Origin of the sequence: Kitasatospora sp. NPDC058218, assembly GCF_042882445.1 — a bacterium.
Lineage (GTDB): Bacteria > Actinomycetota > Actinomycetes > Streptomycetales > Streptomycetaceae > Kitasatospora.
Genome location: NZ_JBHVWC010000052.1, coordinates 24,789 through 36,819, shown reverse-complemented (window position 1 = coordinate 36,819; position 12,031 = coordinate 24,789). Strand labels below are relative to the sequence as shown.

General features: G+C 72.3%; 11 protein-coding genes. 3 read left to right on the top strand and 8 right to left on the bottom strand.

What is annotated here, in order from left to right:
- Nucleotides 1-4: 4 nt before the first annotated feature.
- From ACFVYI_RS29295 to ACFVYI_RS29270, 6 genes are all read right to left on the bottom strand, one after another.
- Nucleotides 5-1,420, bottom strand: a complete 1,416-nt coding sequence (locus tag ACFVYI_RS29295) for a pyridoxal-phosphate dependent enzyme (RefSeq protein WP_387891134.1) — start codon at nt 1,418-1,420, stop codon at nt 5-7.
- A 156-nt stretch (nt 1,421-1,576) separates the two neighbouring features.
- Nucleotides 1,577-1,813: a hypothetical protein gene (locus ACFVYI_RS29290; RefSeq protein WP_387891133.1), complete on the bottom strand. Its 237-nt coding sequence runs from the start codon at nt 1,811-1,813 to the stop codon at nt 1,577-1,579.
- Between the two features lie 179 nt (nt 1,814-1,992).
- Nucleotides 1,993-3,255: a sugar ABC transporter permease gene (locus ACFVYI_RS29285; RefSeq protein WP_387891132.1), complete on the bottom strand. Its 1,263-nt coding sequence runs from the start codon at nt 3,253-3,255 to the stop codon at nt 1,993-1,995.
- The gene (locus ACFVYI_RS29280) at nt 3,252-4,040 is read right to left on the bottom strand and encodes an ATP-binding cassette domain-containing protein (protein WP_387891129.1); all 789 of its coding nucleotides are present in this window, start codon (nt 4,038-4,040) and stop codon (nt 3,252-3,254) included. The genes ACFVYI_RS29285 and ACFVYI_RS29280 overlap by 4 nt, the downstream gene beginning before the upstream one ends.
- Before the next feature lie 109 nt (nt 4,041-4,149).
- Complete coding sequence (locus ACFVYI_RS29275) at nt 4,150-5,244, bottom strand: sugar ABC transporter substrate-binding protein (RefSeq protein ID WP_387891127.1); 1,095 nt, start codon at nt 5,242-5,244, stop codon at nt 4,150-4,152.
- 372 nt (nt 5,245-5,616) lie between these two features.
- Nucleotides 5,617-6,630 (bottom strand): cupin domain-containing protein, encoded by a 1,014-nt coding sequence (locus tag ACFVYI_RS29270; protein ID WP_387891125.1) that lies wholly within the window; start codon nt 6,628-6,630, stop codon nt 5,617-5,619.
- Nucleotides 6,631-6,776: 146 nt separating this feature from the next.
- Here ACFVYI_RS29270 and ACFVYI_RS29265 point away from each other — a divergent pair, with 146 nt between their 5' ends.
- On the top strand, nt 6,777-7,691 hold the full coding sequence (locus ACFVYI_RS29265; protein WP_387891123.1) for an MBL fold metallo-hydrolase: 915 nt from the start codon (nt 6,777-6,779) through the stop codon (nt 7,689-7,691).
- 67 nt (nt 7,692-7,758) lie between these two features.
- Here ACFVYI_RS29265 and ACFVYI_RS29260 read toward each other — a convergent pair whose 3' ends face one another.
- Nucleotides 7,759-8,541, bottom strand: coding sequence for an NAD(P)-dependent oxidoreductase (locus tag ACFVYI_RS29260; RefSeq protein ID WP_387891121.1), 783 nt, complete (start codon nt 8,539-8,541; stop codon nt 7,759-7,761).
- Between the two features lie 71 nt (nt 8,542-8,612).
- On the opposite strand from ACFVYI_RS29260, the gene ACFVYI_RS29255 reads away from it, so the two are divergent.
- Entirely contained in the window at nt 8,613-9,524 is a 912-nt protein-coding gene (locus ACFVYI_RS29255; RefSeq protein ID WP_387891120.1) for a LysR family transcriptional regulator, read from the top strand.
- Nucleotides 9,525-9,584: 60 nt separating this feature from the next.
- Here ACFVYI_RS29255 and ACFVYI_RS29250 read toward each other — a convergent pair whose 3' ends face one another.
- Nucleotides 9,585-9,968 carry a hypothetical protein gene (locus tag ACFVYI_RS29250; RefSeq protein ID WP_387891117.1) on the bottom strand — a complete coding sequence of 128 codons (384 nt, stop codon included), beginning with the start codon at nt 9,966-9,968 and terminating at the stop codon, nt 9,585-9,587.
- 374 nt (nt 9,969-10,342) lie between these two features.
- Here ACFVYI_RS29250 and ACFVYI_RS29245 point away from each other — a divergent pair, with 374 nt between their 5' ends.
- A complete protein-coding gene (locus ACFVYI_RS29245; RefSeq protein ID WP_387891115.1) occupies nt 10,343-11,995 on the top strand; it encodes a cytochrome bc complex cytochrome b subunit in 1,653 nt (550 codons plus the stop codon).
- Nucleotides 11,996-12,031: the final 36 nt, after the last annotated feature.

Below are 12,031 nucleotides of genomic sequence, written 5' to 3'. Positions count from 1 at the left end.
CCGCTCAGGCCCCGAGTTCGCTCCGGTGCACCAGGGCCACGGCCCGGCCGTCGACCAGGACGAGTGCGACGTCCTGCCCCGGTCCCAGCGCCGCCCTGGCCTCGGAGAGCGGCTGGCCGACGCCGACCGTCGGCAGGGCGGGGCCCAGCAGGCCGGTGACCGGGCTGTCCGGCGCCGCCCGGCCCCCGGTGACCGCGCGCTCGACGGCGGCCGAGGAGAGCGAGCCGAGCACCTCCGTCGCGCTGACCCCGTACGGGCGCTCCGGACGGGCCAGCACCACGGGGGCGACGCCGCCGGGCACCGCGCGCAGCACGGCCAGGGCCTCGGCGAGCGAGGCGTCCGAGGCGACCGTGACCGGTCCGCCGAGCCCGGCGGACCGCCCGGAGGCGGCGTCCAGCACGGCCCGGACGGTCGGCTCGGTGTCGTCGGCGGTGCGCCGCTCCTCCAGGAATCCCCAGCGGCGCAGCCAGTCGTCGCTGTACAGCTTGGAGAGGTAGGACCGCCCGGAGTCCGGCAGCAGCACCACGACGAGGTCGTCCGGTCCGAGCCGGCGCGCCACCCGGAGCGCGGCCGCCACCGCCGTGCCCGAGGAGGGACCGGCCAGCAGTCCCTCCTCGCGGGCCAGCCGCCGGGCGGTCAGCAGCGACTCACGGTCGGGGATCCGTTCGAAGCCGTCGACGACCTCGCGGTGGTAGGAGTCCGGCCAGCGGTCCTCGGCCGATCCGGGGTGGAGGAAGTGGCCGATGCTGTCGACGAAGTAGGGGCTGCCGTCGCCACCGCCGTAGCGGGAGGATTCCGGGTCCGCGCCGACCACCGTGACGCTGCCGCCGGAGACCTTCTTGAGGAAGGCGCCGGTGCCGCTGATCGTGCCGCCGGTGCCGACCCCCGCCACGAAGTGGGTGACCCGGCCCGCGGTCTGCTCCCAGACCTCCGGGCCGGTGGTCTGCACGTGCGCGTCGGGGTTGGCGGGATTGTCGTACTGGTTGGCCAGCCAGGCGCCGGGAATCTCCTCGGCGAGCCGGCGCACCACGTTGAACAGGTGGTCCGGGTGCTCGGCGGGCACCGTGGTCGGGGCGAGCACCACCTCCGCACCGTAGGCCCGCAGGATGTCCGACTTCTCGACGGCGGACCGGTCGGCCACCGCGGCGATCACCCGGTAGCCACGCTGTCGGCCGACGATGGTGAGACCGATCCCGGTGTTGCCGGAGGTCGCCTCGATGATCGTCCCGCCGGGCCGCAGCAGGCCGTCCCGTTCGGCCGCCAGCACCATCGACAGCGCGGCGCGGTCCTTCACGGATCCGCCGATGCTGAGGAACTCCGCCTTGGCGTACACGGGGGCGGCGAGGCCGGCACCGAGCCGGGCCAGCCGGAACAGCGGTGTCCCGCCGATCGCGTCGACCACCGATTCATGGACCGTCATGCGACTCCTCGTCCCGGTACCCCGCTGCGCACGACTGCTCGCACGGCTTCTCGCGCGACCGCCGCGAACACCGCGGCCGCCGGGACGAAAGGGTTCCACCGGACGATCGCCCGACGCAAGAGGACCCGCTGCCGGGCTCCGGCCCCGCCGGGCGGCTCACGCCTCCTGGGCGTCGAGCCAGTGCAACAGGACGGTGCGTTCGGTGTCGGTGCCGGCGGGGTTCGCCGGGTCCAGCGCCCAGTGCCGGATCCGCCGGACGGTCTCCGGGTCGAGGTCGAGGTAGAGCCGCCAGTGCGCGCGGGGGTGGCAGTTCGGGTCGCGCGGCTCGTCGCAGCGGTGGCAGTGGGTGAAGAAGGCGTCCACCATCCGGTGCACGATCAGCTCGTCGGACATGGAAGCCGCGTTTCCCTCTCTCGATGCGTGACGCCGGCCTCCGCGGGCCGGCGCTTCTCCTCCAGGGTGCGCAGCGGCCCGCCCCGGACGGGAGGGACGAACGTCCCGCGCACCAGCCCCGGACGTGCGGAGGCCCGGTACCCGTGGGGGTGGGTACCGGGCCGTTCGAGGGGTGGTGGTCAGCCGCGGCCCGAGGACTTCTGGGTGCGGCGGGAGACCGAGTCCAGGACGACGGCGGCCAGCAGCACGGCGCCGGTGATCATGTACTGGATCGCCTGGGCGGCGTGCACCATGTCCAGACCCGTGGTGATGGACTGGATGACCAGGATGCCGAGCAGGGCCGACCAGGTCTTGCCGCGTCCGCCGAAGAGGCTGGTACCGCCGATGACGGCGGCCGCGATGGCGCTCATCAGGACGTTGCCGCCGCCCAGCGTCTTGTCCGCCGAGCCCTGCTGGGAGGCGATGAACAGGCCGCCGAGGCCGGCCAGGCCCGCCGAGATCATGAAGACCGAGATCCGGACCCAGGCGACGTTGATGCCCGCGCGGCGGGCGGCCTCGATGCCGCCGCCGACCGCGAAGATCTGCCGGCCGTAGGAGGTGCGGCGCAGCACGAAGTCGGTCAGCACGACGACGCCCAGCAGGATGACCAGCGGCAGCGGCAGGCCGCTGTCCTGGTTGAGGGTGTAGGCGCCGGCCAGGGCGATCACCGCGAGGGCGCCGGTGCGCAGCGCGATCTCGCCGGTGGTGCGGGCGGGCAGGCCGGCGGCGGTGCGGCGGCGGGCGTCCAGGAGCTGGCCGCCGAGGAACAGGCCGATCGCGAGGACGGCGGCCAGCCAGGCGAAGGCGATGTCGCCGTCGCCCAGGAAGTAGGTGTCCAGGTTGGCGACGACCCCGTCGTTGATGTTGTTGACGGTGCCGAGCTTGCCGAGGACGTAGTCCTGCAGGCCGCTCCAGGCGAGCATGCCGGCCAGGGTGACGACGAAGGCGGGTACGCCGATCCTGGCGAAGAAGAAGCCGTGCAGGGCGCCCATGGCGACCGCGGCGGCGAGGGCGAGCAGGATCGCCAGGCCCTCGTTGAGCCCCTGGCGCACCGCGAGGACGGAGGTGATGGCCGAGCAGACGCCCGCTATGGAACCCAGCGAGAGGTCGATCTCCCCGAGCAGCAGGACGAAGACGACGCCGACCGCGATCAGGCCGGGACCGGCGATCCACTTGGTGATGTTGGTCAGGTTGTCGGCCTGGAGGAAGTGGCCGGTGACGCTCTGGAAGATGACGGCGATCAGGACCAGGCCGATGACGACGGGCAGCGAGCCGAGGTCGCCGCTCTTGATCTTGCGGCGGAACTCCTCCAGGTAGCCGGCGACGCCGCCCTGGCGGACCAGCAGGCGCGGGTCGGCCGCCGGTGCCGGGGCGTTGGTGGGGGTGGTCTGGCTGGTGCTCACTTCGCGTCCTCCGCAATGCGTGCCTGGCGCCGGGTCACGGCGTTGTCGGTGGCGCCGGTGATGGCGGAGATGATCTCCTCCGACGAGGTGCCGGCAACCGGGAAGGTCCCGTTGTTGCGGCCCAGGCGCAGGACGGCGACGGTGTCGGCGACCGCCCGGACGTCCGCCATGTTGTGGCTGATCAGAATCACGCCGAGGCCGCGCTGGCGCAGCCGCTCGACCAGGTCGAGGACCTGGGCGGTCTGCTCGACGCCGAGGGCCGCGGTCGGCTCGTCGAGGATGACGATCCTCGGGTCGCCGACCAGGGCCCGGGCGATCGCGACGACCTGGCGCTGACCGCCGGAGAGCGCGGCGATCGGGATCCGCACGCTGGGGATGCGGATCGAGAGGGTGTCCAGCAGCTCCTTGGCGCGCCGTTCCATGGCGACCTCGTCCAGCGTGCCGAAGCGGCGCAGTTCGCGGCCCAGGAAGAGGTTGGCGACGACGTCGAGGTTGTCGCAGAGCGCGAGGTCCTGGTAGACGGTGGCGATGCCGAGTGCCTGGGCGTCCTGGGGGCGGGTGACACGCACCGCGCGCCCCTCCCAGGTGATTTCACCCTCGTCGATCGGGTGAACTCCTGCGATCGTCTTCACCAGGGTGGACTTGCCGGCGCCGTTGTCGCCGACCAGCGCGACGACTTCACCGGCATGGACGTCGAGGTCGACGTCGGTCAGTGCCTGGACAGCGCCGAAGCGCTTGGAGACCGCGCGCAGCGCCAGTACGGGTGCGCCTGTCACGTGAACCATCTCCTGCGGGGTAGTGCGTGGGGTGGGGTGGGGTTCCTGCGCGGGGTGGAGGGCCGGCGCCCCCCGAACGGGACGGGGGGCGCCGTGGCCGTCGGGCCCGGCGGTCGCGCTACTTGACGCCGGCGGTGGTGCAGGCGGCGGCGAAGTCCGCGGTGCAGATGTCCGCGGCCTTGTAGAGGCCGTCCGCGATGACGGTGTCGTTGATGTTGGCCTTGGTGACGACCTTGGGCTCCAGCAGCTTGGCCGGGATGCCCTTGTCGGTGTCGCTGTCCACGGTGGACGGGGCCGCGGCCTTGAGGTCCTTGCCCTGCAGGAGGTTCACGGCGAGCTCGGCGGCGCTGTCGGCGAGCGGCTTGTAGGCCTTGTAGATGGTGTAGGCCTGGTCGCCGGCGACGATCCGCTGGACGGCGTCGAGGCCGGCGTCCTGACCGCCGACCGGCACGCTGACGCCCGCGGCCTTCAGCTGGGTGATGATGGCGCCCGCCATGCCGTCGTTGGCGGAGTAGACCGCCTGGAAGCCGTCCTTGCCCAGCTGGGTGATGGCGGCACCGGTCTTCTGGCCGGCGACGGTGGGCTTCCACTCGCCGGACTGCTCGTAGACCACCTTCTTGATCTTGCCGTCGAGCACCTTGTGGGCGCCGGACTTGAACTGGGCCGCGTTGGGGTCGGCCTCGTCGCCGTTGATCATGACGATGTTGGCGTCGGCGGCCTTGGCACCGAGCGCGTCGACCAGCGCCTGGCCCTGGAGCTCGCCGACCTTCTCGTTGTCGAAGGAGACGTAGGCCGAGACCGGGCCGGTGGCGAGCCGGTCGTAGGCGATGACCTTGACGCCCTTGCCCGCGGCCTCCTTCACCCAGGACTGGGTGGACTTGGCGTCGAAGGCGTCCAGGATGATCACCTTCACGCCCTGGGCGATCAGGGTGTCGAACTGCTGCTTCTGCTTGGCGGCGCTGCCCTCGGCGTTGCTGTACTGCACCTTGCAGTCCGGGCAGAGCGCGGTGACCTTCGCCTGGATGAACGGCCGGTCGAAGGACTCGTAACGGGTGGAGGAGGCGTTCTCCGGGAGCAGCAGGCCGATCGACTTGCTGTCCCCGGAGCTCGCGCTGTCCTTCTTGTCACTGCCGGCCTTGCCGCAGGCGGCCATGGAAAGGGCCATCGAGACCGCTGCGGTGCCAATGACGACGCGACGCATCGTTGCGTTCATGTGGGGAGTGCCTCCGTGACGGTGCCGCAGCGCTGCGGCGGGGTGGGAGGAGTTAATCCGGCTTCGGCATATGACGTCAATAAGTAAATCCAAGCCCTCACGAATCAGATCTTTTCGTTATCTTCGTGAACGCCCACGCACCCTTGAAACTTGGAGGAACCTCCGAGTACCAACTCTGGCAGGACATGACAGAACGGACAAATAGTCACGGTCCGGCGGCTGCCACCTGGTATGAACCTAAGAACGAACCGGAGAACCCGAAGGGTCGCGCGTCCATCCTCTAGTCGCCTGCACTCTTGACAAGAACAGAGCAAAGTGCCCTGTGCGTTCAAGAGTTAGATCAACAGGAAGGGAAGCCTGCGGATCTGACGCTCAGTCGGCAGTGGCCGGGAGCGCCACGCGGGCCCGGTAGCGCCCGGGCGTGGTACCGAAGAGGCGGCTGAACGCGTGCGAGAGCGCGTACGGGGTGCTGTAGCCGACCCGTCGGGCGATCACGTCCAGCGGGTCGTCGGTCTCCTGGAGCAGCGTCGCCGCACGGGTCAGCCGCCACCAGGTGAGGTAGCCCATCGGCGCCCGGCCGACCAGTGCGCTGAAGCGCCGGGTGAGGGTGGCGCGGGAGACACCGGCCCGGGCGGCGAGGCCCTCGGTGCTCCAGGCCCGGGCCGGATCCTCGTGCACGGCGCGCAGGGCCGCGGCCACCACCGGGTCGCGGAGGGCGGCCGGCCAGCGCCCACCCGGCTCGGCGGCCGGATCGGCGCCGGGCTCCCTGGTCAGCCAGGCACGCACCATGTAGACCAGCAGCAGGTCGATCAGGCTGGGCACCGCCAGGGCGGCGCCCGGCCGGTCGGCGACCAGCTCGCCGCCCAGCAGCTCGACGGCCGCGCGCAGTTGCGGGTGGCTGCCGACCCGGTTCGGCAGGTGGACGACGTCCGGCAGCTCCAGCATCAACGGGTGGGTGCGGCTGTGGTCCAGCCGGTACTTCCCGCAGAGCAGCTCTGCGGCTGCCGCCGACGGGTCCTCACCGGACGAACCGAGCACTGCCGACACCGCCGGCACTGACGACACCGCCGGCGCCGACGGCACGGCCGGCCGACCCGGTCCGAGCAACCGGTCGACGGGCACCGCCCGCGCCGCCTCGGCCCGCTCCAGCGGCTCGCTCGCGATCACATGACCCGTCCCGTGCGGCAGCAGGACGGCGTCGCCCGCCCCCAGTCCCACCGGAGCACCGCCGTCGGGCAGCAGCCAGCAGCCGCCCTCCAGCACGATGTGGAACCCCGCCCCGTCGTAGGCGGGAATCCGGGCGGACCACCGGCCCGCCACCCGCAGGCGGACGGAGGAGGGCTGCCCGATCCGCACGGCCGCGATCGCGTCGCTGACGACATCCATCCGCTCAGCATAGGCCTGTCGCTTCAGCCATGAGCCGCTGTCGTATTCGGACGAGCGGGATGAGCATTGAGCCACTCATCCGGTTTTCCTAGGCTCGGTACCAGCGGGAGCGGGAGAGCAACCGCACGACCTCACCGGAGGACACCATGGAGCGGATCGTGCTCGGCGACGCCGAGATCATCAGGGTTGTGGAGTGGCAGGGGCCGTTCGCACCGGCTCGGGCGATCGTGCCCGAGGTCGCGGCCGCCACCTGGCGGGAGAACGAGCAGTGGCTGGCCCCTGACCACTGGGAAGCGTCCAGCGACAGCTACGTCGCCGCGCTCCAGACCTGGGTGGTACGCCACCGGGGCCGCACCGTCGTGGTGGACACGGGGGTGGGCAACGGACGGCGGCGACCGAACGCCCCGCACTTCGACCAGCGGCAGGGCGACTTCCCGGAGCGCCTCGCCGCGGCCGGCATCCGGCCGGAGGAGGTCGACGTGGTGGTCAACACCCATCTGCACGCCGACCACGTCGGCTGGAACACCGTCGAGCGCGACGGCGCGTGGGTACCGGCCTTCCCCAATGCCGTCTACCTCATGCCGGCCGCCGATTACGCGGCCCTCGACCCGAACAGCACGCACGCACGCACGGCGCCGCGGAGCGAGGCCGAGCGGGGCCGGCGCGAGGACGATCAGTTGATGTTCGCCGACAGCATCGCCCCCGTCCGGCGCGCCGGGCAGGTCGTGCTCTGGGAGGGCGGTCACCGGATCGACGACGGGCTCACCCTGGAGGCGGCGCCCGGCCACACCCCCGGCTCCTCCGTCCTGCGGCTCACCTCGCACGGCGAACGGGCCGTTTTCGTCGGCGACCTGCTGCACAGCCCGGTACAGCTCCTCCACCCCACCTGCAACAGCTGTTTCTGCGAGGACCCTGCGCAGGCCGCCGCCAGCCGCCTGCGCATACTCGAACAGGCCGCACAGGAGCGTGAGTTGGTCATTCCGGCACACTTCGGCGGCCCGGGGGCCGTCGAGGTGCGGCGTGCCGGTTCGGGGTTCGCCGTCGCCCGCTGGGCCTCCTGACGGCCGACGAACGGCCTGGCGGCCGACGGGCCGAAGCCCCCACGAGACCCGCCCCCACGAGGGACGCCTATCGGCGCAGGGCGTCCACCACCCGGGCGAGGTCCTCCTCGGCCAGCTCCGGGTGGGCGAGCAGCAGGTCGCGGACGGCGGTCAGCACCGGGCCGCCGGCCGCCAGCCCGAGGTCCTTGGCGGCCAGCCGGACGGGGAAGTCCGCGTCCGTGCTGCGGGCGCGGGCCACCGCCCCGGCGAGCGGCCCGTCGGCCAGGGCGCCGAGGGCGAGGCCCTCCGGCAGGCCGAGCGAGTCGGCCAGCGCGAGCACCTCGCCGATCAGCGCGACTCCCCCGACCATCGCGCTGATCACGACGACCTTGAGCGCGGCGCCCGAGCCGGGGCCGCCACAGCGGACCACCGTGCCGAAGGTCTCCAGCAGGGGCTGCGCCCGGTCGAGGTCCTCCGGCCGGCCGCCCGCCAGCACGGTCAGCGTGCCGGCGGCGGCCGGGCCCACGCTGCCCAGCACCGGAGCGTCCACCAGGACGGCGCCGGAGGGCAGTTGCGCGCGCAGTGACGCCGTGGCGGCCGGTCCGACAGATGACATGTCGATCCAGAGCGTGCCCGGCGCCAGCTCCGCCGCGAAGCGTCCGGCCACCGACTCCACCGCGGCCGGGTCGGCGAGCATCGTGACCACGACGCCCGCGCCCCGCACCGCCTCCGCCGGGGTGGCCGCCGAGTCGAGGCCTCCGTCCTTGGCGGGCGTGCGGTTCCACACCGTCAACGGGTGTCCGGCGGCGGCGAGTCGACGGGCCATCGGCAGACCCATCCGGCCGAGTCCGAGGAATGCGATCTTTTCCATGGCCTCCACGCTAGGGAGCGCGGAGACAGGCGACAAGCGAATGTCTCGCATGGTAGCCATGCGGGATGGACATGGCATGGCTCGAAGTCTTCCGCACCGCGGCCCACGTGGGATCGTTCACCGCGGCCGGTGAGCGGCTGGGGTTCACCCAGTCCGCGATCTCCCGTCAGATCTCCACCCTGGAGGCCGAGTTCGGCGCACCACTGTTCGACCGCCTGGCGCGCGGCGTACGGCTCACCGAGCACGGTCGGACGCTGCTGCCGCACGCCGAGGCGCTGCTCGACCGGCTGGAGGGCACCCGCCGCGAGCTGACCGCCCTGACCGAACTGAGCGTCGGGCGGCTGCGGGTCGGCGCGTTCGACAGCGCCAACGCGGCCCTGGTGCCCGGCGCGCTGGCGGCCTTCCGGGCGGCCCACCCACAGGTCTCGATCTCGCTCACCGAAGGACTCTCCACCGCCCTGCTCGGCCGGCTCCAGGACGGCGGGATCGACCTGGCCGTGGTCGCCGGCTACCCCGGGCACTCCTACGACACCGAGCTGTTCGACCTCCGACCGCTGACCGAGGACCCCGTCCTGGTGGCCCTGCCCCGGGACCACCCGCTGGCCGGCCGCAGCCGCCTGCGTCTGGCCGACCTGGCCGAGGAGAACTGGATCGCCGGCAGCCGGCGGGCCGAGGACACCCTGCTCGCCGCCTGCCTGCGCACCGGCCTGCGCCCCCGGGTCGAGTACGCCGTCGCGGGCTGGACGGCCAAGCTCGGCCTGGTCGCCGCCGGGCTCGGGCCGACCCTGATCCCCGCCCTGGCGGCCCGCGCCGCCCGGTCCGACGTCGCCCTGGTCGCGCTGCACCCGGCGGACACCCCCGTCCGCCTGGTGCAGACCGCGACCCGCCGGGGCCACTGCGTCCCGCCGGCCGCCGCCGCGTTCCTGGAGCGGCTGCGCGCCGTGGCGGCCGACACCGACGGGTGCGCCGACGGCCCGCCGTAGGGCGACGACGCACCGGAGCGGGGCCGAGGAGGCCGGCGGCTCACCCGCGGCCGCGCCCCCTCAGCCCCACCACTGCTCCGGAACGGCGGCCGCCTCCTGCCGGCCGTCCGGCCGCGCCGCGTCCGCCGGCGCCCCGGGGCCGGCCGTCACCAGCAGCTCGCCCGGCCCGGCCTCGGCCACCCGGTAGCCGGACTCCCGGAGCACCACGGCGACCGCTCCGGTCATCGCGGTACGGATGCCCTCGGCCGGCGGCGAAGCGTCCTCGCCCTCCCGCCCCTCGTCCGCGTCCTGGTCGCCGTCCTGGTCCGCGCCCGGCGACCAGCCGACCACCACGCCCTGGGGCCGGTGGCCGATCCGCAGGCCCGAGGGGCCCCGCTCGGTGTCGAACCCGGCACGGGCCAGGGCCGCTGTCACGTCCTCGAAGAGTTCCCGGTGATCCACCATTGGCGCAGCGTAGGCCGGGGAGCGCGCCCTCCCCACGTACGGCGCGCGCCGAAACGGTTCACCGCCCCGACAACGCACCCGAGCGCACCATTCCCGGCCCGCGGGCGGCCGGTCAACGGGCCGCCCGCCCCCGGACGGGCCGACACGAGCGGCCGTCCGGGCCGATGGACGTGCACAGTCGGCCCCCTGCCGACAGCATGACAGAGTAAGCGCTCCATCACTTTGAGCAACGGGGCCAGCGGGTCGGCGGATCCGCGCGCCGGCGACCCCGGCGGCCCCGTATCGAGAGGTCCCATGATCACATCACTCCGCCGGCCGGCAGCTCCGCAGGCGGGCTCCCCGGTCGGTACGCAGCGGACGCCGGGGAGCCCGTCGTGAAAGCCGACCAGCAGTCGCGTCCGGGACCGGTCACCAGCACGCGCTCGGCGCCCGCGAACAAGGCCGAGGCCCTCGCCGACTGGGCCGACGGCCGACTGGGCATCTACGCCCTGTCCAGGTCCAATCTGCGCAAGATCTTCCCGGACCACTGGTCCTTCATGCTGGGCGAGATCTGCCTGTACACCTTCGTCATCATCATCATCACCGGCGTCTGGCTGACCTTCTTCTTCCAGCCGTCGATGGCCGAGGTGACGTACGAGGGCTCGTACATCCCGCTCCGGGGCATCCTGATGTCCGAGGCGTACGCGTCGACGGTCGACATCAGCTTCGACATCCGCGGCGGGCTGCTGATCCGGCAGATCCACCACTGGGCGGCGATCGTGTTCGTCGCCGCGATGCTGGTGCACATGATGCGCGTCTTCTTCACCGGCGCGTTCCGCAAGCCGCGCGAGATCAACTGGATCTTCGGCGCGCTGCTGCTGTTCCTCGGCATGTTCGACGGCTTCATGGGCTACTCGCTGCCCGACGACCTGCTCTCCGGCACCGGCATCCGGTTCATGGAGGGCGCGGTGCTTGCCGTCCCCATCGTCGGCACCTACCTGCAGTTCTTCATCTTCGGCGGCCAGTTCCCGGGCTTCGTGATCGTGCCCCGGCTGTTCACCGTGCACATCCTGCTGATCCCCGGGATCATGCTGGGCCTGCTGGTGGCCCACCTGATCCTGGTCTTCTACCACAAGCACACCCAGTTCGCCGGGCCCGGCCGGAAGGAGGAGAACGTCGTCGGCATGCCGCTGATGCCGGTCTACATGGCCAAGGCGGGCGGCTTCTTCTTCCTGGTGTTCGGCATCGTCAGCGCGATGGCGGCGATCGCCACCGTCAACCCGATCTGGGCCTACGGCCCGTACCGGCCGGACCAGGTCTCCACGGACGCCCAGCCCGACTGGTACATGGGCTTCTCCGAGGGCCTGATCCGGATCATGCCCGGCTGGGAGATCGGACTCTGGGGCCACACCCTCAACCTGGGCGTCTTCGTGCCGCTGATGGTCTTCCCGCTGGTCCTGGTCGCCATCTGGGCCTACCCGTTCCTGGAGGCCTGGGTCACCGGCGACCGGCGCGAGCACCACATCGCGGACCGCCCGCGCAACGCGCCCGTGCGGACGGGCTTCGGCGCCGCCTGGATCAGCATCTACGTGATCCTGCTGATCGGTGGCGGCAACGACCTGATCGCCACCCACCTCCACCTGTCGATCAACGCCATCACCAACGCGGTGCGGATCGGCTTCTTCGTCGTCCCGGTGGTGGTCTTCGTGATCGCCAAGCGGTGGTGCCTGGGCCTCCAGCGGCGCGACAAGGAGAAGGTGCTGCACGGCCGGGAGACCGGCGTCATCAAGCGGCTTCAGCACGGCGAGTTCGTCGAGGTGCACGCCCCGCTCCCGCAGGGCCGGCTGTACACGCTCACCTCGCACGAGCAGCCGCAGCCGATGGAACTGCCCGCCGAGGTGGACGAGAACGGGGTGGCCCGCCGGGCCGGCCTGCTCGCCCGCACCCGGGCGAAGTTCTCGCGCGGCTTCTTCGGACAGGGCAGCCAGATCCCCAAGCCGACCGCCGAGGAGCACGAGGAGATCACCAGCGGCCACGGCCACCACTGACCTCCGGCACGCCGTACGACCGGGCCCGCCACACCG

What these genes read in the sequence shown, in the direction of transcription:
- ACFVYI_RS29270 (WP_387891125.1), bottom strand. Translation starts at nt 6,630, where the DNA reads ATGGATGTCGTCAGCGACGCGATCGCGGCCGTGCGGATCGGGCAGCCC.
- ACFVYI_RS29255 (WP_387891120.1), top strand. Translation starts at nt 8,613, where the DNA reads ATGGCATGGCTCGAAGTCTTCCGCACCGCGGCCCACGTGGGATCGTTC.
- ACFVYI_RS29280 (WP_387891129.1), bottom strand. Translation starts at nt 4,040, where the DNA reads ATGGTTCACGTGACAGGCGCACCCGTACTGGCGCTGCGCGCGGTCTCC.
- ACFVYI_RS29295 (WP_387891134.1), bottom strand. Translation starts at nt 1,420, where the DNA reads ATGACGGTCCATGAATCGGTGGTCGACGCGATCGGCGGGACACCGCTG.
- ACFVYI_RS29260 (WP_387891121.1), bottom strand. Translation starts at nt 8,541, where the DNA reads ATGGAAAAGATCGCATTCCTCGGACTCGGCCGGATGGGTCTGCCGATG.
- ACFVYI_RS29275 (WP_387891127.1), bottom strand. Translation starts at nt 5,244, where the DNA reads ATGAACGCAACGATGCGTCGCGTCGTCATTGGCACCGCAGCGGTCTCG.
- ACFVYI_RS29265 (WP_387891123.1), top strand. Translation starts at nt 6,777, where the DNA reads ATGGAGCGGATCGTGCTCGGCGACGCCGAGATCATCAGGGTTGTGGAG.
- ACFVYI_RS29290 (WP_387891133.1), bottom strand. Translation starts at nt 1,813, where the DNA reads ATGTCCGACGAGCTGATCGTGCACCGGATGGTGGACGCCTTCTTCACC.
- ACFVYI_RS29250 (WP_387891117.1), bottom strand. Translation starts at nt 9,968, where the DNA reads ATGGTGGATCACCGGGAACTCTTCGAGGACGTGACAGCGGCCCTGGCC.